Origin of the sequence: Streptomyces sp. NPDC059169 (assembly GCF_042755225.1) — a bacterium.
Classification (GTDB): Bacteria; Actinomycetota; Actinomycetes; order Streptomycetales; family Streptomycetaceae; genus Streptomyces.
Map to the genome: position 1 here is coordinate 235,121 of NZ_JBHZCF010000005.1, position 20,830 is coordinate 255,950.

The 20,830-nt window shown below is 72.5% G+C and carries 20 protein-coding genes; 16 read left to right on the forward strand and 4 right to left on the reverse strand.

Annotated features, from left to right (window positions below; genetic code table 11):
• The first annotated feature begins 188 nt into the window (after window positions 1–188).
• The 13 genes from ACFXOM_RS11720 (at window position 189) to ACFXOM_RS11780 (ending at window position 14,005) form a co-directional block, all read left to right on the forward strand.
• Entirely contained in the window at window positions 189–1,028 is an 840-nt protein-coding gene (locus tag ACFXOM_RS11720; protein ID WP_385037771.1) for a hypothetical protein, read from the forward strand.
• Complete coding sequence (mycP, locus tag ACFXOM_RS11725) at window positions 1,025–2,251, forward strand: type VII secretion-associated serine protease mycosin (protein WP_384935964.1); 1,227 nt, start codon at window positions 1,025–1,027, stop codon at window positions 2,249–2,251. The genes ACFXOM_RS11720 and mycP overlap by 4 nt, the downstream gene beginning before the upstream one ends.
• Before the next feature lie 144 nt (window positions 2,252–2,395).
• The gene (locus ACFXOM_RS11730; protein ID WP_385037774.1) at window positions 2,396–3,127 is read left to right on the forward strand and encodes an SseB family protein; all 732 of its coding nucleotides are present in this window, start codon (window positions 2,396–2,398) and stop codon (window positions 3,125–3,127) included.
• A gap of 24 nt (window positions 3,128–3,151) precedes the next feature.
• Window positions 3,152–3,538: a DUF1844 domain-containing protein gene (locus ACFXOM_RS11735; RefSeq protein ID WP_384935959.1), complete on the forward strand. Its 387-nt coding sequence runs from the start codon at window positions 3,152–3,154 to the stop codon at window positions 3,536–3,538.
• A gap of 318 nt (window positions 3,539–3,856) precedes the next feature.
• Window positions 3,857–4,522 carry a translation initiation factor IF-3 gene (gene infC / locus ACFXOM_RS11740; RefSeq protein WP_384935956.1) on the forward strand — a complete coding sequence of 222 codons (666 nt, stop codon included), beginning with the start codon at window positions 3,857–3,859 and terminating at the stop codon, window positions 4,520–4,522.
• Between the two features lie 103 nt (window positions 4,523–4,625).
• The gene (gene rpmI, locus ACFXOM_RS11745) at window positions 4,626–4,820 is read left to right on the forward strand and encodes a 50S ribosomal protein L35 (protein ID WP_017945471.1); all 195 of its coding nucleotides are present in this window, start codon (window positions 4,626–4,628) and stop codon (window positions 4,818–4,820) included.
• Between the two features lie 105 nt (window positions 4,821–4,925).
• Window positions 4,926–5,312, forward strand: coding sequence for a 50S ribosomal protein L20 (gene rplT, locus ACFXOM_RS11750; protein ID WP_066950970.1), 387 nt, complete (start codon window positions 4,926–4,928; stop codon window positions 5,310–5,312).
• Between the two features lie 162 nt (window positions 5,313–5,474).
• On the forward strand, window positions 5,475–6,323 hold the full coding sequence (locus tag ACFXOM_RS11755; RefSeq protein ID WP_384935953.1) for a TrmH family RNA methyltransferase: 849 nt from the start codon (window positions 5,475–5,477) through the stop codon (window positions 6,321–6,323).
• Window positions 6,324–6,419: 96 nt separating this feature from the next.
• Window positions 6,420–7,538, forward strand: coding sequence for an ATP-binding protein (locus ACFXOM_RS11760; protein ID WP_384935950.1), 1,119 nt, complete (start codon window positions 6,420–6,422; stop codon window positions 7,536–7,538).
• A 125-nt stretch (window positions 7,539–7,663) separates the two neighbouring features.
• A complete protein-coding gene (pheS, locus tag ACFXOM_RS11765) occupies window positions 7,664–8,785 on the forward strand; it encodes a phenylalanine--tRNA ligase subunit alpha (protein WP_384935947.1) in 1,122 nt (373 codons plus the stop codon).
• Window positions 8,785–11,361 (forward strand): phenylalanine--tRNA ligase subunit beta, encoded by a 2,577-nt coding sequence (gene pheT, locus ACFXOM_RS11770; RefSeq protein ID WP_384935945.1) that lies wholly within the window; start codon window positions 8,785–8,787, stop codon window positions 11,359–11,361. Before pheS ends, pheT begins: the two co-directional genes overlap by 1 nt.
• 609 nt (window positions 11,362–11,970) lie before the next feature.
• Window positions 11,971–13,311 carry a transcriptional regulator gene (locus ACFXOM_RS11775; RefSeq protein ID WP_384935943.1) on the forward strand — a complete coding sequence of 447 codons (1,341 nt, stop codon included), beginning with the start codon at window positions 11,971–11,973 and terminating at the stop codon, window positions 13,309–13,311.
• 163 nt (window positions 13,312–13,474) lie between these two features.
• Window positions 13,475–14,005: an NUDIX domain-containing protein gene (locus tag ACFXOM_RS11780; RefSeq protein ID WP_384935940.1), complete on the forward strand. Its 531-nt coding sequence runs from the start codon at window positions 13,475–13,477 to the stop codon at window positions 14,003–14,005.
• A gap of 3 nt (window positions 14,006–14,008) precedes the next feature.
• Here the strand turns inward: ACFXOM_RS11780 and ACFXOM_RS11785 are convergent, their stop codons facing one another.
• Window positions 14,009–14,266, reverse strand: a complete 258-nt coding sequence (locus ACFXOM_RS11785; RefSeq protein ID WP_384935938.1) for a hypothetical protein — start codon at window positions 14,264–14,266, stop codon at window positions 14,009–14,011.
• A 139-nt stretch (window positions 14,267–14,405) separates the two neighbouring features.
• Window positions 14,406–15,266, reverse strand: coding sequence for a 3-hydroxybutyryl-CoA dehydrogenase (locus ACFXOM_RS11790; protein WP_384935936.1), 861 nt, complete (start codon window positions 15,264–15,266; stop codon window positions 14,406–14,408).
• A 194-nt stretch (window positions 15,267–15,460) separates the two neighbouring features.
• Here ACFXOM_RS11790 and ACFXOM_RS11795 point away from each other — a divergent pair, with 194 nt between their 5' ends.
• Window positions 15,461–16,690, forward strand: a complete 1,230-nt coding sequence (locus ACFXOM_RS11795; RefSeq protein ID WP_384935933.1) for a glycoside hydrolase family 10 protein — start codon at window positions 15,461–15,463, stop codon at window positions 16,688–16,690.
• Window positions 16,691–16,719: 29 nt separating this feature from the next.
• Here ACFXOM_RS11795 and ACFXOM_RS11800 read toward each other — a convergent pair whose 3' ends face one another.
• Together ACFXOM_RS11800 and ACFXOM_RS11805 are read right to left on the reverse strand one after the other, a co-directional pair.
• Window positions 16,720–16,914 carry a DUF1918 domain-containing protein gene (locus tag ACFXOM_RS11800; RefSeq protein ID WP_384935931.1) on the reverse strand — a complete coding sequence of 65 codons (195 nt, stop codon included), beginning with the start codon at window positions 16,912–16,914 and terminating at the stop codon, window positions 16,720–16,722.
• Between the two features lie 87 nt (window positions 16,915–17,001).
• On the reverse strand, window positions 17,002–17,955 hold the full coding sequence (locus tag ACFXOM_RS11805; protein WP_384935929.1) for a DMT family transporter: 954 nt from the start codon (window positions 17,953–17,955) through the stop codon (window positions 17,002–17,004).
• On the opposite strand from ACFXOM_RS11805, the gene ACFXOM_RS11810 reads away from it, so the two are divergent.
• Together ACFXOM_RS11810 and ACFXOM_RS11815 are read left to right on the forward strand one after the other, a co-directional pair.
• Entirely contained in the window at window positions 17,843–19,387 is a 1,545-nt protein-coding gene (locus ACFXOM_RS11810) for a PLP-dependent aminotransferase family protein (protein WP_384935926.1), read from the forward strand. The genes ACFXOM_RS11805 and ACFXOM_RS11810 overlap by 113 nt on opposite strands.
• A gap of 796 nt (window positions 19,388–20,183) precedes the next feature.
• The gene (locus tag ACFXOM_RS11815; RefSeq protein WP_384935923.1) at window positions 20,184–20,759 is read left to right on the forward strand and encodes a histidine phosphatase family protein; all 576 of its coding nucleotides are present in this window, start codon (window positions 20,184–20,186) and stop codon (window positions 20,757–20,759) included.
• Window positions 20,760–20,830: the final 71 nt, after the last annotated feature.

The following is a 20,830-nucleotide window of genomic DNA, read 5'->3' on the forward strand; positions in this document are numbered from 1 at the left end:
CGGGGGCCGCCCCGGGGCCGGGTGGGCCCGCCCGGCCCCGCGGGACGCAGGGGGCGCCGTCCTCCGGCGCCGTCGTGCCGCCTCCGCCCGGGCACGCACCGGGCGCCGAGGGCGCGGGGCAGACCGGTGGCTGGACGCCACCCGGCATCGCGACGCCGCCCCACGCGGCGCCCGGACCCTACCCCGGCGTGCCCCCACCCCCCTGGCCGAGCACCCTCCCCTTCCCGGAAGCTCCCGCGGAGACCACCACCCGCCTGCGCCCCGTCCGTACCCGCCACCCCGCGCGGACGGCCGCGGCCGTGGCCTGCGTCGTCCTCGGGCTCGGACTGCTCGGGGGTGCCGCCACGGGGACATGGCTGGCCGGCGAGTCCCCCACCGCGCCCACCGCCCGCACCGGCTACGCCGACGTGCACTCCCTGTGGCACAGCGCCCCCGTCGACACCCTGTTCCCGCGCACCCTCCGGGGCGACGGTGCGGGTCCCGGCGGCGCCGACCGCATCTGGACGAGGCTCGCCGTCGCGCCCGACGGCCCGTGCACCGGTGCCCTCGACCCGTTGCTGGTGAAGGCGCTGCAGCCGGTCGGCTGCCTGCGTGCGCTCCGGGCCACGTACACCGACGCCACCGCCTCCAGCGTGACCACCGTCGGTTTGGTCTTCACCGAGGGGGACCGCACCTCGATGGCCGCACTGAGGACCCGGTTCTCCCAACAGGGTCTCGGCGAGCGCACCGACCTGATGCCGCGCCCCTACGCCGCCCCGGGGACCGCTGCCGCGGGCTTCGGGGACGGACAGCGCGCCAGTTGGGACGTGAACGTCCTCACGGACGCGCCGGTCGTCGTCTTCGCCGTCTCCGGTTTCGCCGACGGCCGTACGGTCACCGACCCGCAGCCCGCCACGGAGGCCATGGCCTCCGGCGCCACCTCCGCACCCGCACAGGCGGGCCTCGGCCACGAGGCCGCGGGCATCGCGGACCGCATCGAACGCGCCTTGCGCACGTCCGTCGACCCGGCCACGGAGCGCCCCCGATGACCCCGCACCCTTCCGCCGTCACGGCGACCCCGCACCGCGCATGGGCACGCCCCCGGAACACCACGCGCCGCAGCCGGCTCTCCGGCGCGTTCGCCGCCGCCCTCACGCTGTCGTTCGTCGCCGCCGCGCCCGCCCAGGCCGACGGGATCCGAGCTCGCCAGTGGGCTCTCGACGCCCTGCACACCGAAGAGGCGTGGCGAACGACGAAGGGCACGGGCATCACCGTCGCGGTGCTGGACACCGGTGTCGACGACAGCCATCCGGACCTGTCGGGCCAGGTGCTGCCCACGAAAGACCTCATCGGCTTCGGGGCGGAGCGCGGAGACCGCTCCTGGGCACGGCACGGCACCGCGATGGCCGGGATCATTGCGGGACACGGCCACGGCGCCGACCGCGGGGACGGCGTCCTCGGCATCGCACCGGGGGTGAAGATCCTCCCCGTCCGGGTCATCCTCGAAGGCACCGACCCGGCCCGCGCCAAGGCCCGCAGCACCCGTGGCACCGCCCTCGCCCAGGGCATCCGCTGGGCCGCCGACCACGGCGCCGACGTCATCAACCTCTCCCTCGGCGACGACAGCGAGTCCGCCCACCCCGACGCGGGGGAGGACGCCGCGGTCCAGTACGCGCTCGCCAAGGGCGCCGTGGTGGTGGCGTCCGCGGGCAACGGTGGTGAGAAGGGCGATCACATCTCCTACCCCGCCGCCTACCCCGGCGTCATCGCGGTCGCCGCCGTCGACCGCTACGGGACCCACGCCGCCTTCTCCACCCGCCGCTGGTACGCGACGGTGAGCGCGCCCGGCGTCGACGTCGTCATCGCCGACCCGGACCGGCGGTACTACGAGGGCTGGGGGACCAGCGCCGCCTCCGCGTTCGTGTCGGGAGCCGTCGCGCTCGTCCGGGCCGCACACCCGGACCTCAGCCCCGCCCAGATCAAGAAGCTCCTCGCGGACACCGCGCGCGGCGGGCCGAAGGGCGGCCGGGACGACGCCAAGGGGTACGGCATCGTCGACCCGGCCGCAGCGATCAAGAAAGGCGGCGCTCCGGCGCCGGGCGCGCCCCGGGCCGCGGCGCCCCCCGGCTACCGCGAACGGTACTTCGGCCGAGGGCCGGACGCCCCGGCGGCCGACCACCCGGGCGGCTGGGTCGCCCCCGTCGCCGGCGGGCTCGGCGCGCTGCTGCTGGCCGGAGCGGTCGTGCTGTGGCGAGCGGGCCGCCGGGCCTGAGGGGTTGTTTCCCCGGAGCCCCGGCACCCGGCGATCCGCCCGTTCGCCCGTTCGCCCGTTCGCCCGTTCGCCCGGGCGGCCGTGCGCGTCGGCCGGCCCCGGGCCCCAGGCGGCCCGGCCCCCGGCAGCCGCTAGGCTCGTCGCGTGGCGCTCAAGAACATCCCCGATCCCGGTTTCTCCGACGACGACGGCTCCGCCGACCCGGCCCTCACGACGGCGCTCGCCGCCTGGGCCGAGGACCGGACCAGGGAGCAGCCCGTCCTCGAAGCCCTGAAGGATGCCCGGCTCCTCGTCCCGGTCGTCGCCGTGCTCGGAGAGGTCGAGGAGGACGAGAACGGGTTGCGCCGCGAGAAGACCAGCGACATGGCCGTGCCCACGCTGACGGCGGGGGACCGTCGGGCCCTCCCCGCGTTCACGTCGACCGCCGCACTCGCTCTCTGGGACCCACAGGCGAGGCCCGTCGCGGTCCCCCTGCACCAGGCCCTGCAGGCGGCCGCCCACGAGAAGGCGGACACCCTGCTGCTCGACCTCGCCGGTCCCGTCACGTACCAGCTGACCGGTCGCGCCCTGCTCGCCCTCGCGGAGGGCCGCACCAGCACCGATCCCCTGGTGGACCCCGCCGTCACGGATGCGGTGCGGGCCGCGGTCGCCGCCGACGCCGCGGTGCTGCGGGCACACCTCGGGCCGGGCCGCGCCGACGGGACGCTCGCCCTCGTGCTCGCGCCGGACGTCGATCCCGGTGAGGCGGCGCAGCGCGTGGCGAGTGCGCTGGCGGCTGACGAGACGCTGAGGGCCCGCCTTGTCCGGGGTCTCGACCTGGCGTTGCTGCCGCCGGGGGCCGTGCCCCCGGGCGAGCCCCTGTACGTACGGTCGTGAGTGCCACCGCATATCGTGTACCCCATGAGTGACGCGACCCCCACCCCCGAGACCCCCGGCGAAGCGAATCCCGAGGCTCCCGACTTCGACGCCATGACCCGCGACATCGCGGAGGTCCCCGCCGTCGAGGTGATCGTCACGGTCGCGGTCAACCTGATGAGCGCCGCTGCGGTGAAGCTCGGCCTGACCGAGGACGGCGAGAAGCACAAGGACCTCGACGAGGCCCGGAAGCTGGTGCACGCGCTGGCCGGGCTGCTCGACGCCGGCGCCACGGAGATCAGCTCCTTCCACGCAGCCCCGTTGCGCGACGGCCTGAAGTCGCTGCAACTGGCGTTCCGCGAGGCGTCGATCGTGCCCGACGAGCCGGGTCAGGGCCCCGGTGAGAAGTACACGGGCCCGGTCTACGGCTGACGCCCCGCCGGGGCGGCCGGCCCCTTCCGCCCGCCGGTTAGCCGCATCGGGCGGGAGCTGCTAACCTTGTGTAACGACCGGTCGGACACGCATGTGCCCGACCCACAAGTGGAGGCTCCGATTCTCCCACCTGACCGCCCTCTCGGGCGGCGGGTCACCGGTCAGACGGCGCCCATCGTTCCGTACGGACGATGGAGCCGTCCGAGCAGCGCCCCGCGGTGACCGCGGCGGTGCTCCGGTAGTTGAGGAGCTCCGCGCGTGGACCGTCGGGGCATTTTTCATGTGCCGGCGCGGTTGGTCCAAAGAAACAGACGTTGCGTGGCTGTCCGCCAGACCGCCGCGTGGTGCTACCGAGGAGGATCCATCAGCGCCGAGCCCCGCATCAACGACCGGATTCGCGTACCCGAGGTGCGACTTGTCGGTCCCAGCGGCGAGCAGGTCGGAATCGTTCCGCTCGCCAAGGCCCTGGAGCTTGCCCAGGAGTACGACCTCGACCTGGTCGAGGTCGCGGCGAACGCCCGTCCGCCCGTGTGCAAGCTCATGGACTACGGGAAGTTCAAGTACGAGTCGGCCATGAAGGCCCGTGAGGCGCGCAAGAACCAGGCGCACACGGTCATCAAGGAGATGAAGCTCCGGCCGAAGATCGACCCGCACGACTACGACACCAAGAAGGGTCACGTCGTCCGGTTCCTCAAGCAGGGCGACAAGGTCAAGATCACGATCATGTTCCGTGGTCGCGAGCAGTCCAGGCCGGAGCTCGGCTACCGACTGCTGCAGCGCCTCGCGGAGGACGTCCAGGACCTCGGTTTCGTGGAGTCGAACCCGAAGCAGGACGGCCGAAACATGATCATGGTTCTCGGTCCGCACAAGAAGAAGACCGAGGCGATGGCCGAGGCCCGCGAGGCGCAGGCCGCCCGCAAGGCGGAGCGCCAGGGGCAGTCCGCTCAGCCGGCGGACTCCGCCGAGGAGCCCGCCGAGGCCTGATTCCGGACAACGGCTCCGGACATCAACCGATACACCTGACGCTTTCGCCTGCCGGTTTACGGATCGGCGACGGAAGCGCCACTGACGAGGAGAGAACGGCGCGATGCCGAAGAACAAGACGCACAGCGGTGCCAAGAAGCGCTTCAAGATCACCGGCTCCGGCAAGGTGCTGCGTGAGCGCGCCGGCAAGCGCCACCTGCTCGAGCGCAAGTCGTCCAAGCTGACGCGTCGCCTCACCGGCAACGCCGAGATGGCCCCGGGTGACGCCGCCAAGATCAAGAAGATGCTGGGCATCTGATTGACCTCGCGCCCCCGGACGCCGGGGGCCTCCGGGCAAGACCGGGACCCAATCGTTTCCGGGCCGTGTGAGGACCACCACGGCCCCGCTACAAGGAGTTAACAAGTGGCACGCGTCAAGCGGGCAGTCAACGCCCACAAGAAGCGCCGGGCGATCCTCGAGCAGGCCAGCGGCTACCGCGGCCAGCGTTCGCGCCTGTACCGCAAGGCGAAGGAGCAGGTCACCCACTCCCTCGTCTACAACTACAACGACCGCAAGAAGCGCAAGGGCGACTTCCGTCAGCTGTGGATCCAGCGCATCAACGCCGCTGCCCGCGCCAACGGCATCACCTACAACCGCTTCATCCAGGGTCTGAAGGCCGCCAACGTCGAGGTGGACCGCAAGATCCTGGCCGAGCTCGCGGTCAACGACGCCGGCGCCTTCGCCGCGCTCGTCGAGGTCGCCCAGAAGGCGCTCCCGAGCGACGTCAACGCCCCGAAGGCCGCGGCCTGACGGTCGCGTCCCACCGGACTGCCCGGACCCGCAGGCCCTCGGCCTGCGGGTCCGCGTTCTTCGGGGCCACGCCGGTGACCGTGCCGGGGGGCCGGTGCCCGGCGGCCCGCAACACCAGAACGTGCGCCGCCGAGCGCCACGAGGGAAGTGAGAATGCGCCCCATGGGCACCCCCGAGCTGATCTCACCGCGGTCGCCGCGCGTCGCCGCCGCACGACGGCTGGCCAAGCGGAACTTCCGCTCGAAGGACCGGCTGTTCATCGCCGAGGGGCCGCAGGCCGTACGGGAGGCCGTGGCGCACCGGTCCGGGGACGGCCCGCCGACGCTGGTCGAGCTCTTCACCACGGTCGAGGCCGCTGAGCGATACGCGGACATCGTCGGGGCCGCACGCGCGGCCGGGGCCCGGATCCACTACGCGTCCGACGCCGTGCTGGCGGACGTCTCGCAGACCGTGACCCCCCAGGGGATCGTCGGCGTGTGCCGCTTCCTGGACCTGCCGTTCCAGGAGGTCCTCGCCGCCCGGCCGCGGCTCGTGGCGGTCCTCGCGCACGTGCGCGACCCCGGGAACGCCGGAACCGTGCTGCGTTGCGCCGACGCCGCGGGAGCCGACGCCGTCGTGCTCACCGACGCCTCCGTCGACCTCTACAACCCCAAGTCCGTCCGAGCGTCGGTGGGTTCCCTGTTCCACCTGCCCGTGGCCGTCGGCGTCCCCGTCGAGCAGGCCGTGAGCGGATTGAAGGGCGCGGGTGTGCGGATCCTCGCCGCGGACGGCGCGGGCGACGACGACCTCGACGACGAGCTCGACGCCGGCACCATGGGCGGCCCCACGGCATGGGTCTTCGGCAACGAGGCCTGGGGGCTGCCCGAGGAGACCCGCGCGCTCGCGGACGCGGTCGTCCGCGTGCCGATCCACGGCAAGGCGGAGAGCCTGAACCTGGCAACGGCCGCCGCCGTATGCCTGTACGCCTCCGCGCGCGCCCAGCGCACGCCGGGAGGCTGCCGAGCGGTGTGACCGCGGGGTGCGGCAGGCTGTCGCTCCGTCACCGTCGCCTAGTAGGGTGACGCACTCGGGGACCCACTGCACTGGTTCGAGAGGTGGGGTACGGGGATGGCTGTCGGCACCAGGAGGCCGTCGGGGGCGCACGATGCCTCCGCATGCCCGTCGGCGGCGGAAGGCGTCGGCCTCGACCCCGATGACCTGCCGGACGGCCTCGTCATCGCCGATGAGAGCGGACGGGTGATCTGCTTCAACGCAGCAGCCGTCCGGATCACGGCGACCCCCAGCGGAGAAGCCCTCGGCAGGCCACTCGAACTCGCGTTGCCCCTTGAGGACCTCAAAGGCCGCCGCTGGTGGCCGTTGACCGATCCCTACGGCGGCCTCGCCACCCGCGTGGGTCAGCCCGAGCGGAACCTGCTGCTCCCCGGAGGACGGGAAGTCCTCGTCTCCGCCCGGTACGTGCGTGACGCACCCTCCGGCCCGGTCAGCCGGGTGGTGATCAGCCTGCGCGGCACCGAGGCGAGGAGGCGCAACGAGCGCAGCCACGCCGAGCTGATCGCCACCGTCGCCCACGAGCTGCGCTCCCCGCTGACCTCCGTGAAGGGCTTCACCGCCACCCTCCTCGCCAAGTGGGAGCGCTTCACCGACGACCAGAAGCGGCTCATGCTGGAGACCGTCGATGCCGACGCCAACCGCGTCACCCGGCTCATCGCCGAGCTGCTCGACATCTCCCGCATCGACTCGGGGCGCCTCGAGGTGCGCCGCCAGCCCGTCGACATCGTTGCCGCCATCGGCCGCCACATCCAGTCGCACACCGCCGGGGGACAGCCGCCGGACCGCTTCTTCGTCCGCGTCCACCACACGCTGCCGGACCTGTGGGCCGACCCCGACAAGATCGACCAGGTCCTTGGCAACCTGTTGGAAAATGCGGTGCGCCACGGGGAGGGAACCGTCACCATCGAGGTGGCACCTGCGCCCGGCGAGAACGACGAGAAGGGAACGGCCGTCACCGTGAGCGACGAAGGCCCCGGCATCCCCGAGGAGTCGATGGGCCGTGTCTTCACCCGTTTCTGGCGGGGGAGCAAACGTGGTGGCACCGGTCTCGGTCTGTACATCGTCAAGGGAATCGTCGAGGCCCACGGCGGGACGATCAGCGTCGGTCGCGGACCCGGCGGCGGCGCTGAGTTCCGATTTACGTTGCCCGTGGGCACCCCCGCGTACCTCACCTGACGAGTCGCCGGGCAGCCCACGGGCTCAATCGCCTCCCCCCACCCCGCTAGACTCGACCTTTGGCACCTTTGCGTCCTCGGTCGTCGAGCGGGGGCCCAGCCACCCCATCGGAAGCACGGGAAGAGATGTCGGCACCCAACAAGTCGTACGACCCTGTCGAGGTCGAGGCACTGAAACCGGAAGAGATCGAGCGCATGCGGGGCGAGGCGCTCGCCGCCTTCGCCGCCGCTGGCGACCTCGACGCGCTCCACGAGGCGAAGATCGCGCACACCGGCCCCACATCGCCGCTCGCACTCGCCAACCGGGAGATCGGCGCGCTGCCGCCGCACGCCAAGGCCGATGCCGGCAAGCGCGTGGGCCAGGCCCGCGGGGCGGTGAACAAGGCCCTGGCAGCCCGCCAGGCCGAGCTGGAAGCGGAGCGTGACGCCCGCGTGCTGGTCGAGGAGGCGGTGGACGTCACCCTGCCGTACGACCGCACCCCGCCAGGAGCCCGCCACCCCCTGACCACCCTCTCGGAGCGCATCGAGGACGTCTTCGTCGCCATGGGCTACGAGGTCGCCGAAGGCCCTGAGGTCGAGTCCGAATGGCTCAACTTCGACGCGCTGAACATCGCGGCCGACCATCCGGCCCGCGGTGAGCAGGACACCTTCTTCGTCGCCGGTGCCGATGGAGCGGCTTCGGGCGTCGTGCTGCGCACCCACACCTCGCCCGTCCAGGTCCGCTCGATGCTCGATCGCGAGCCGCCGCTGTACGTGGTGTGCCCGGGCCGGGTGTACCGCACGGACGAGCTGGACGCCACGCACACGCCGGTCTTCCACCAGGTCGAGCTGCTCGCCGTCGACGAGGGCCTGACCATGGCCGACCTCAAGGGCACCCTGGACCACATGGTGCAGGCGCTCTTCGGCGGCGAGGGCATGAAGACCCGGCTCCGGCCGAACTTCTTCCCGTTCACCGAGCCGTCCGCCGAGATGGACATGGTCTGCTACGTGTGCCGCGGTGAGTCCGTCGGCAATCCGGAGCGCCCCTGTCGCACCTGCTCCAACGAGGGCTGGATCGAGCTCGGCGGCTGCGGGATGGTCAACCCCAAGGTGCTCACCGCCTGCGGCGTCGACCCCGAGAAGTACAGCGGTTTCGCCTTCGGTTTCGGCATCGAGCGACTGCTGATGTTCCGCCACAACGTCGAAGACATGCGAGACATGGTCGAGGGTGACGTCCGGTTCACCCGGCCCTTCGGGATGGAGATCTGATGCGGGTCCCGCTTTCATGGCTGCGGGAGTACGTCGACCTGCCGGCGACGGAGACCGGCCGTGACGTACAGACCAAACTCATTGCCGCGGGCCTCGAGGTCGAGACCGTGGAGCAGCTCGGCGCGGGCCTCACGGGCCCCCTCGTCGTGGGCCAGGTGCTCACCATCGAGGAGCTGACCGAGTTCAAGAAGCCGATCCGCTTCTGCACCGTCGACGTCGGCAGGGCCGGGAGCGCCTCCCCGGCGGAAGGTTCTGAGGGAGGCACCGGCGCGCCCCAGGAGATCATCTGCGGTGCCCGCAACTTCGCCGTCGGTGACAAGGTCGTCGTCGCCCTGCCCGGCGCCGTTCTTCCGGGTGACTTCCGGATCGCCGAGCGCAAGACGTACGGCCGGGTGTCCCGCGGCATGATCTGCTCCAGTGACGAGCTCGGCATGGGCGACTGGGAGGCTCCCCAGGCCGGAGGCTCGCACGGCATTGTCGTGCTGCCGCCGGAGGTCGAGATCGGTTCCGACGCCACCGAGCTGCTGGAGCTGTACGACGAGGTCCTGGACATCGCCGTCACGCCCGACCGCGGCTACTGCCTGTCGATGCGCGGCGTCGCCCGCGAGGCCGCCATCGCCTACGGGCTGCCGCTGCGCGACCCGGCACTACTGGACGTCCCCGCGCCGAACTCGTACGGCTACCCCGCGCAGGTCTCCGACCCGATCGGCTGCGACCGCTTCACCGCGCGCACCGTGGTCGGGCTCGATCCCGAGGCCCACTCCCCGATCTGGCTGAAGCGCCGCCTCCAGAAGGCGGGCATGCGTCCCATCTCCCTCGCGGTGGACATCACCAACTACGTGATGCTGGAGCTCGGCCAGCCACTGCACGCCTACGACCGCACCCTCGTCCAGGGCACGATCGGCGTGCGCAGGGCGGAGCAGGGCGAGAAGTTCACCACCCTCGACGGCACCAAGCGCGTCCTCGACCCCGAGGACCTGGTCATCATCGACGAGCGCGGGCCCATCGGCCTCGCGGGCGTGATGGGCGGAGCCAACACCGAGATCGCCGACTCCGTCACCGACCCGGAGACGGGCGAGGTCCGTGGCACCACCGAGGTCGTCATCGAGGCCGCGCACTTCGATCCGGTCTCCGTCGCCCGCACCGCCCGCCGCCACAAGCTGTCCTCCGAAGCGTCCCGGCGCTTCGAGCGAGGCGTCGACCCGCAGGCCGCGGCAGCCGCGGCACAGCGGACGGTCGACCTGCTGGTGCTGCTCGCCGGTGGCACCGCGGAGGCCGGCGTCACCGAGATCGCCGCGCAGTCCGCGCCGCGTACGGTGACCATGCGCGCCGACCACCCCGACCGGGTCGCCGGCGTCGCCTACGGCCGCGAGACCGTCGTGCGCCGCCTCCAGGAGGTCGGCTGCGACGTCTACGGCCAGGACGAACTGGTCGTCTCGGTCCCGTCCTGGCGCCCCGACCTGCACCACCCGAACGACCTCGCCGAAGAGGTCATCAGGCTCGAGGGTTACGAGAACCTGCCGGCTACGCTGCCGCAGCCCCCGGCGGGGCGCGGGCTCACCGCCCGCCAGCGGCTGCACCGCCGCGTCGGCCGCGCGCTGGGCGGTGCTGGCTTCGTCGAGGCGCTGAACTACCCGTTCGTCGGTGCGGCCGTGTTCGACCAGCTCGGTCTGGAGGCCGACGACCCGCGTCGCAGCGTCGTCAGACTGGTCAACCCGCTGTCGGACGAGGAGCCGGCCCTGCGCACCACGCTGCTGCCCGGTCTGCTCGCCGCACTGCGGCGCAACGAAGGGCGCGGTTCGCACGATCTGGCGCTGTTCGAGACGGGACTGGTCTTCCGCCCGACGGGCGAGGGCGAACTCCCGGCCGGGCTGACTGTCGACCGCCGTCCCACCGAAGCGGAGATCGCCGCGCTGAACGGGGTGCTGCCGCGCCAGCCGCGCCGTGTGGCCGCCGTCCTCGCGGGTGCGCGCGAGCAGTCGGGATGGTGGGGTGCCGGCCGGCCGGCCGACTGGGCCGACGCGGTCGAGTCTGCGCGCACGGTCGCCCGGGAGGCAGGCGTGGACCTCGTCATCCGCGCGGACCAGCACGCGCCGTGGCACCCTGGCCGTTGCGCCGCGCTGTACGCCAGTGCGGACGGCCGGGAGACCCTCGTCGGGCACGCCGGGGAGCTGCACCCGCGGGTGACCAAGGCCCTCGGCCTGCCCGAGCGCACCTGCGCCATGGAGATGGAGCTGGACCTCCTCGAGGAGGCCGGCCGGGGTTCGGTCGAGGCGCCGCGCATCTCCACCTTCCCCGTCGCCACGCAGGACGTTGCGCTGGTCGTGTCCCACGAGGTCCCCACGGCGGAGGTCGAGAAGGCGCTCCGCGAGGGTGCCGGCGAACTCCTGGAGTCCATCAGGCTGTTCGACGTTTTCGCCGGGTCGCAGATCGGCGAGGGCAAGAAGTCGCTGGCGTACGCGCTGCGGTTCCGTGCCGCAGACCGCACGTTGACGGTCGAGGAGGCCTCGGCCGCTCGCGACGCCGCGGTCGCACTCGCCAGCGAGCGCACGGGAGCGGTGCTGCGCGGCGCCTGACGGCAGCCATCCGTTCCAGGGGCACCTCCGGGCACCGTCCGGGGGTGCCCCTCGGGCGTTGTGAGGCCACGCGGCGGCTGCCGAACCGGCGGCCGACACCAGTGCACGGTGCGCGCCTTCCCGCCCGGACCACGGTGCGCGCCTTCCCGTCCGGACCAGTGGGCGGACGACCCGGGGCGGAGCCCGACGCACGGGAAACACGGTGCGGGACGTGGCAGCCGGTGGCACGCACCGGAGGCCCTCGCCACGACCGCGCACGGGACCCTGCGTGGACAGCGGCGCCGGCACGTGCCGTTCCCGCTCCTCACCCTTCCCGCGTCATGACGGAACGTTCACCGGGACGGAACGGGAGTCGTGCGCGGCGCGCGCCGCCCGCCCTGCCGCGGAGTTGTCGGGCAGACCGGCAGGGGCGGGCGGCGCGGGTTGCGGGCCGCCGCACTGTACGAGGGGGAACCGGCGACCCGACCGCCTCTGCGAGAGGCAGTTCATTCAACTGGTGCGCCGGACGCGGCGACAACGTGCGCGGACCACCGTTACGGGGCGCTCGGTTCACACCCCGTGCGAATCGGACTCCACTAGGCTGGCCCCACCGAGCCAACGGAGGGCCAGATGCAGCCCAACACCCTGCTCGACGCCCTGCTCGACGAGGCGGGCATCTCCCACGCGGGCCTCGCCGCCCACGTCAACCAGGTCGGTAGCGCCAGAGGACTGGCACTGCGGTACGAACACACCGCCGTGGCGCGATGGCTGAAGGGCCAGCGGCCGCGCGGCCAGGTGCCCGACCTGATCTGCGAGGTGCTCGCGGCACGGCTGCACCGCACGGTCACCCTCGACGACGCCGGGCTGGGCGTACCCGGCGGGCCCACCGCCTCGCAGGGGTCGACGCTCTCGGGCTTCGTGGAGCGCGCCACCGCGCTCTGGCGCTCCGACGAACAGCAGCGCCCCCATGTCATCGGGGCGCCGGCGGTCACGGGGACGCCAGCGGTGATGCCGGTCTGGGAATGGGAGAACCCCCCGGAGGACTCCGACGTCTCGCGCAGTGGGCAGGCCCGGGTCGGCGAGGCCGACATCACGATGTTGCGGGCGGCCCGGGCGCACTACGAACTGCTCTACCGGAAGGCCGGTGGGATCGCCACGCGCGCCCGGATCGTCGGCTTCCTCAACGCAGAGGCGGCCCCGTTGCTGCGCGGGTCCTACAGCGACGGCCTCGGTCGCCAACTGCACCGCGCGACCGGCGGCTTGGTGGCCGTCGCAGGCATCTGCGCCTATGACTCGGACGCGCACGGACTGGCCCAGCGCTACTTCCACCAGGCGCTGCGGCTGGCGAAGGCGAGCGGGGACCGGGGGCTCGGGGCGTACGTCATCGCGCTGCTGGTCAACCAGTGCCTGTTCCTGGACGAGCACCGGCAGGCCGTCGCCTTCGCCGAGGCGGCGCTGCGGGCCGCCGGGGGCCAGATCACTCCCGCCCTGGCGGCCGACCTGTGCGCGATGCAGGCGAAGGCGTACGCCCATCTCGGTGACGGCGGCAGTGCGCTGGGCTGCATCCGGCGGGCGGAGGGGGAGGCGGAGCGGATCCTGCCGGGGCACGAACCGGACGAGACGGGGTACGTCCAGCCGGGGCTGGTGAACGTCCAGGTGGCGGAGGCGCTCCTGAGCCTGGGGGACCTCACGGCGGCCCGCGCGCACGCCGCGGCGGCCGCGGCGTCCCCGGCGCACGACCGGGGCAGGGTCCACCGGCTGGCCATGCTCAGCCAGATCGAGCTGCGCCAAGGGGAGGCCGACCGCGCCGCACGGACCGCGACGGACATGGCCGAATGGGCGCGGGGCATGGAGTCCCAGCGGCTCAGGGACAGGCTGCGGGTGGTGCGCAAGCACCTCGTGGCGAGCGGGTGCAGCGGTGCCGAGGAGGCTGCCGAACGCATCGACGGCGCCCTGCGCGTGCCGCTGTGACGGACTGACCGTCCTGCCGGAGGGATGCCGGCCGGTGCTCTTCTTTCCGCTCCCGGGCGGGCCCGTCCTCCTGCACGCTCTCCTGAGCCCTCCGGTGAGTGTTCCACCGTGCGCAGGGGCCTGCTGCGATATTGCCATCTACTTGTCGGAAGGTGGCAGAAACGTGCAGTGGATGAAGTTGAGCGAACAAACTGTCTATGAAAATCGCTGGTTCCGGGTCAACCGTGCAGATGTTGCCCTCCCGAACGGCCGGCACCTCGACCACTACCTCATCCGGCTCCGCCCGGTCGCCGTCGCAACCGCCGTCAACGGGGCCAACGAGGTGCTGATGCTCTGGCGCCACCGTTTCATCACCGACAGCTGGGGCTGGGAGCTCGCGGCAGGCGTCGTCGAGGACGGCGAGGACGTCGCCGCTGCGGCCGCCCGAGAGATGGAGGAGGAGACCGGCTGGCGGCCCGGTCCGCTCCACCACCTGCTCACGGTCGAGCCGTGCAACGGGCTCACCGACGCCCGGCACCACCTGTTCTGGTCCGAGAGCGCGACGTACACCGGGCCACCGGAGGACGACTTCGAATCCTCGCGCCGCGAGTGGATCCCGCTCAAGCTGGTCCCGGACATGATCGCCCGCGGCGAGGTCCCGGCCGCCAACATGGCGGCCGGGCTGCTGATGTTGCACCATCTTCGGCTGGCGTGAGCTCTAGCGGCCGACGGCCTGCCACACCGCCAACGCCAGTGCCCCGAGTGCCGTCAACGCCGCCACGGCCGGCAGCGGCCACTTGGCGTGCTCCAGCGTCACGACCCGTGCCGTGAGATCGGTCAGATCCCGGTCGATGCGGTCGTGGCGTTGGGAGATCAGGGCGAGGTGCCCGTCGATGCGGGCGAAACCGACGTCGAGGGAGCGGCGCAGCTCGGCGAACTCCTCGACGGCGGCTAAGTGATCGGGGTCGGTGGTCACGGATCGCTCCTCCTGGCAGCTGGTCGTGGTCGACTCGATCGAGCCGCTCCGAGTCAACTCGCCTTGGTCGGGGCGGGGGAGCGTGTGCGCGAGGCATATGCGGACACGCTCCGCACACCCCGTGCGAAACCGCCGTGGATCAGGAGTAGACGTAGAAGCCGGAGCCCGTCTTCCGGCCCAGCCGGCCCGCGTCGACCATCCGCTGCAGCAGCGGGGGAGCGGCGTAGAGCGGCTCCTTGAACTCCGTGTACATCGAGTCGGCCACCGAGGCGACCGTGTCCAGTCCGATGAGGTCCGACAGCTTCAGCGGCCCCATCGGGTGGGCGCAGCCGAGCTCCATGCCGTTGTCGATGTCCTCGCGGCTGGCGATTCCCGACTCGAACATCCGGATCGCCGAGAGCAGGTACGGGATCAGCAGGGCGTTCACCACGAAGCCCGAACGGTCCTGGGCGCGGATGGCGTGCTTGTCCAGCACCTGCTGGACGACGGCCTCCGACCGCTTGATCGTCTCCTCCGAGGTCGTCAACGCGGGGATCAGCTCGACGAGCTTCTGCACGGGGGCGGGGTTGAAGAAGTGGATGCCGATGACCTGGTCGGGCCGCGAGGTCGCGACGGCCAGCTTCACCAGCGGAATCGAAGAGGTATTCGAGGCGAGGATGGCGTCCTGCCGGGTCACGACCTGGTCGAGGACCTGGAAGATCTCCGTCTTGACCTGCTCGTTCTCCACGACCGCTTCGATGACGAGATCGCGGTCGGCGAACTCCCCGAGGTCCGTGGTGAAGCTGAGGCGATCCAGCGTCGCGTCGCGTTCCTCTTCGGTGATCTTGCCTCGTTCGGCGGCCTTGGAGAGGGAGTTGTACAGACGCGTACGGCCGATCTCCAGGGCCTCGCCGGTGGTCTCGGCGACCTTGACCTCGAGTCCGCTGCGGGCGCACACCTCCGCGATTCCGGCGCCCATCTGGCCACAGCCCACCACTCCGACTCGGGATACGTCGGCCACAGTGTCGGTCACATCGTGCCTTTCGCTGATCTTCAGTTCGGCAGGTTCCCCCGTTTGGCTCCGGGCCCGCCTCGACGCCACGACGTTACTCCGCCGGTGCGTGTGGTCGAGGGGTCGGGGCGGGCATGCTGTGCGGGACATCGACGAGCACTCGGCGCACGGCTGTGCGGAGGGGTCGGTACATGACGCGTCATATGAGGCAGATCACCCGAAGAGGATTCGTCACGGCGGCCGGCGCGATCACCGCGCTCACCGTGGCCGGCGGCGCCGCCGCGGCAGTGCCGCGCCGGTCAGGCCCGCACGACTTCCGCGGTATGTGGTTGGCGACCGTCGCCAACCGGGACTGGCCCTCACGACCCGGCCTCAGCGCGCAGGCGCAACGCTCCGAGCTGCTGGCCCATCTCGACACGGCAGTCGCCCGACGCCTCAACGCCGTGGTGCTCCAGGTGCGGCCGACCGCGGACGCGCTGTGGCCCTCGCCGTACGAACCGTGGTCCCAATACCTGACCGGTGTGCAGGGCAGGAGCCCCGGATGGGACCCGTTGGGTACTGCCGTCACGGAGGCCCACAAACGCGGTCTGCAACTGCACGCCTGGTTCAACCCGTACCGGGTGGCCAATCACCCCGACCTCTCCCGGCTGTCTCCGCGGCACCCCGCCCGGCGGAATCCGGAGTGGGTCGTCCCGTACGGCGGCAGGCTGTACTACAACCCGGGGCTGCCCCAGGTCAGAGCGTTCGTCCAGGACGCCATGCTCGACGCCGTGCGGCACTACGCGATCGACGCCGTGCACTGGGACGACTACTTCTATCCCTATCCGGTCGCCGGAGAGGTCTTCGACGACGACGCGGCATACGCCCGCTACGGTGCCGGTTTCCCCACCAGGGCCGCCTGGCGACGCAACAACATCGACCGGCTGGTGGCGGAGACGGCGGAACGGATCAAGCAGATCAACGGACAGGTCCGCTTCGGCATCAGCCCGTTCGGAGTGTGGCGCAACGCCGCGACCGACCCCCGCGGATCCGCCACCCGAGCGGGCGTCCAGACGTACGACGACCTGTACGCAGACACCCGGAAGTGGGTTCGCCAGAGGTGGATCGACTACGTCGTCCCACAGCTCTACTGGCACATCGGCATGGCGGCCGCGGACTACGCCAAGCTCGTACCGTGGTGGGACGCGGTGGTCGAGGGCACCGGCGTGCAGCTCTACGTCGGGGAAGCCCTCTACAAGGCGGGCGATCCGGCGCAGCCCGACGCCTGGCAGGACCCCGCCGAGCTGTCACGCCACCTCACCCTGGCGCACTCCTACGCGAACGTGCGGGGCCACTGCTTCTTCGCCGCGCAGGAAGTGGGCACGGACCGGATCGGGGCCATGGCCAGGGTGGTGGCCGACCACTATCCGACCCGGATCCGTGCACCGTACTGACGGCCGGTGAACCGGTCGAGAGACTCGGCTCAGGCTTCCTCGTGGTGTCGTACGACGGTGTCGGGGCCGGGGGACATCAGGCACTCGTGACCGTCGTCCTCGAAACGGACGCGGAACGGTGGACCGCCGTTGTCGCCCAGCACCTCAAGGACTTCGGCGAGCCGGTCGTGCTGGCCGACGATCCGGCCGTGCACGAGCAGCTTGTCGCCCACAATCGCTTGCATCGGAAGGGACCTCCTCGAAGGGGGCGTGGTCGCTACCCCGAGTCTACGACCCGGGGAGTGACCTGCATCACCGGCAAGCATCCACGCTCAGGCCCCCGCGCGCTGGGTGACGGCGATGCACACGAGCACGCCGACGGCGGCGAGGGGGACGGCGGGGGAGAGGCTCTCGGAGAGCAGCAGCACCGACCAGACCAGGGTGAGCAGGGGCTGGGCGAGCTGCAGTTGGCTGGCCCGGGCGATGCCGATCGCCGCCATCCCCCGGTACCAGACGTAGAGCCCGAAGAAGGTCGATCCCGCGGCCACCCAGAGCAGGCCCAGGACCCCGTGCACGGTCAGGCGCACGGGTTCGGCCGTCAGGGTGAACGCCGCGCCGGCCAGGGCGAACGGAAGGCACAGCACCAACGCCCAGCCGATGACCTGCCAGCCGGGCATCACCCGGGCCAGCCGGCCGCCCTCCGTGTAGCCCGCGGCGCACACCAGCAGGGCGCCGAACAGGTACAGGTCGCCCGTCGAGGGCACCCCGCCGCTCTGCTGGAGCGCGAAGGCGATGACGACGGCGGCGCCGACGAGCGCGGCCGCCCAGAAGGCCCGCGGCGGGCGCCGTCGGGTCCGGACGGCCGCGAAGGCGGCCGTGGTCAGCGGGAGCAGACCGACCACCACCGCGGCGTGCGACGTGCTGGACGTCCGCAGCGCCAGCGTCGTCAGCAGGGGGAAGCCCACGACCACCCCGCCGGCCACGACCACGAGACCGCCCAGGTGCCGGCGCTCCGGCAGCGGGACGCGCAGGGCCAGCAGGAAGCCGCCCGCGAGGACGGCCGCGAGGACGCTGCGCACCGCCACGAACGACCACGGGCCGAAGGACTCGAGGCCCCAGGCGGTGGAGGGGAAGGTGAGGGAGAACGCGACGACGCCGAGCGAGGCGAGCAGCGTGCCGTGCCGCGGAACCGCGGCGCGAGTGCCGGTGATGCCCGCGGTGCCCGTCGGTGGTGCGGTGCCCACCGCTATCGAGCCCCGAAGAGTAGCGCTATCCTTTGCTTTCATGCAACAGCGTAGCAGCGTGGAAGACCTGGCGAATTCCCTCAAGAGCGAGCTGAACCGCTACTCCATTGGTGAGAAGCTGCCATCGAGTCGTGCTCTGGTCGAGCGCCATCGGGTATCCCCGGTCACCGTCTCTCGCGCGCTCGCGCAACTCGCCGCCGAAGGACTCGTCGTCACGCGTCCGGGCGCCGGAGCGTTCCGGGCCGCGCCTCGCCCGCCCGCCGTTGCCGCCGGGGACACCTCCTGGCAGGAGATCGCGCTCAGTGCAGACGCCGCCGAGCCGGTGCCCCGCACGGTGGACGCCTCGGGAGTGCTGGTCACGCTCGCCGCACCGCCGCCCGGAGTCGTCGAGTTCAACGGCGGCTACCTGCACGCCGCCCTCCAGCCGGAACGGGCCATGGCGGCCGCGCTCGCCCGGGCCGGTCGCCGCCCCGGTGCCTGGGGCAGGCCGCCGATCGACGGGCTCCCCGAGCTGCGCGACTGGTTCGCCCGGACGGTCGGCAGCGACGTCACGGCGGCCGACGTGCTCGTGACGGCGGGAGGACAGTCCGCGCTCACCACGGCGCTGCGCGCACTCGCGCCGCCCGGCGCCCCCGTTCTCGTCGAGTCCCCCACCTATCCCGGCATGCTGGCCATCGCCCGGGCCGCCGGACTCCGGCCCGTGCCGGTGCCGGCCGACCCGCAGGGAGTGCGCCCCGAGCTCCTCGCCGCCGCCTTCCGCGCCACCGGGGCGCGGGTCTTCGTGGCTCAGCCCCTCTTCCAGAACCCGACCGGCGCGGTCCTCGCCCCCGAGCGACGCGCCGAGGTGGTCCGGACCGCGCGCTCCGCCGGGGCGTTCGTCATCGAGGACGACTTCGCGCGGTGCCTCGTCCACGACGATGCCGCCCCGCTGCCCGCTCCGCTGGCCGCCGACGACCCCGACGGCGTCGTCGTCCACGTCTCCTCCCTCACCAAGGCCACCTCGCCGAGCCTGCGGGTCGGTGCGCTCGTGGCCCGTGGCCCCGTGCTCGAGCGGCTACGGGCCATCCACGTCGTCGACAGCTTCTTCGTCCCTCGGCCCCTGCAAGAAGCGGCTCTGGAGCTGGTCGGATCACCTGCCTGGCGGCGCCACCTGCGCACCGTCGCCACGGAGCTGAGGACCCGTCGGGACGCCATGGCGGCGGCCCTGCGGCTGCACCTGCCCGAACTGGCCCTGCCGCACCTCCCGTCCGGGGGCTACCACCTGTGGCTACGCCTTCCCGACGGCACCGACGAAGGCGCCCTGGTCGCCGCCGCGCTTCGCGCGGGCGTCGCCGTGGCCCCGGGGCGCCCCTACTTCAGTGCCGAACCTCCGGCGGGGCACGTGCGGTTGAGCTTCGCGGGCGTGGCGGGCCTGCCGGAGATCGCCGAGGGCGTACGGCGGCTGCGTGCCGCGTGCGACGAGATCCCGGGGTGATCGACGCGCGGCGCCGAACGGAGCCCCTTGCGCCGAGGCGTCCGCGGCCGCGTACACGGAAGCGGCCTCGTTGCTGACGAGCGCCCGCCCGGCCGCGGCAGTACGACGACGCGGACGCCGTTCCCGGCCGCTGCCAGATCTCCCGGAGCGCCCCCGTCCCGCCCCGCCCCGGACTCTCCACCCGACGCCCACCGGACCGCCGGGCACAGCCGGGACCAGCAGAGCCGGACCATCACCTCGCCGCTCGACACCGGCGCCCCGGGACCGGTGCTGAACGACACCGCCATCCGCGGGACCGTTTCCGGCAGCCAGGTCCCCACGCCCGGAGCGTCACGGACTTCTCCTGCTTCTCCGCGAGGCTGCGTGACGTCCGCGTCGACCCGGCCCGCGCGGCGGAGGGCGCGCACCGTCGTCGTGGAGGGGGTCCGCGACCACCTCGACGTGCTCGGGCCGTGCAGGATCCGGCTCGCCACGAAACGACGTCCAGGACGCGTACAGGAGATCGGCTTCGTGCCGATCGGCCATCGGAGCGGAGGAGGGCGCCCTCTTCCGGTGGCCCGATGACCCTCGCGGCTCGGCCCGGCGTGCGGGGCGTCCGCACGGAGCGTGTCCGTCGGCTCACCCTCCCGCGCGGGACCGGCCGCGGTCCGACCCGGTCCGGCCGCGGTCCCAGGCGGAAGCCACGGGCACGTCGCGCCCCTCCCCGCACCCCCGCGGGGCGTACGTTGCGCTGCAGGTCGGACACCGGTCGGTAACCACTCTTGACCTGGGGCGCGCGTGGCTTCACGATCCCGCCATGAGTGTTCGGTTCACGCTGGTCACCGCTGCGCGCTGCTCGTCCCGGCTGGCCGAGCGCTTCGACGACGACCGGCCGCTGGACGAAGCGGGCTGGCACGACGTGCGGCTCGCGGCGCACGCGCTCGTCCCCCTGGGCGCGGCCGAGCTGCGCTACTGCTCGCCCACCGTCCGCAGCCGGGCCACCGCCGACGCGCTCGGCTACGCCCCGCTCGCCCAGCCGGCGCTGAGCGACTGCGACATGGGGCGGTGGCGCGGCTTCACCCTGGCCGAGGTGGCGGCCAGGGAACCGGGCGCCGTCGACGCCTGGATCGCCGACCCGCGCTCCGCACCCCACGGCGGGGAACCCCTGCTCGCATTCATCACCCGCGTCGGGGGCTGGCTGGATACCCGCCCCGCCGACGACGGGAGTGCGGTGGTGGCCGTCGCCGAACCCGCGGTCGTTCGGGCCGCCCTCGTCTATGCGCTCAAAGCCCCGCCGGCCATGTACTGGAACGTGGACGTGCGGCCACTGTCCACCGTCGTCCTGATCGGCAGGGCCGGATACTGGAATCTACGCCTGGAGACCGGCGGCTGAACCGGTGCCCCGGCCCCGCGGTCCCCGGTGGCGCGGGCGACCGGGCGGCAGACGCCCGTCCACCGGCTCGG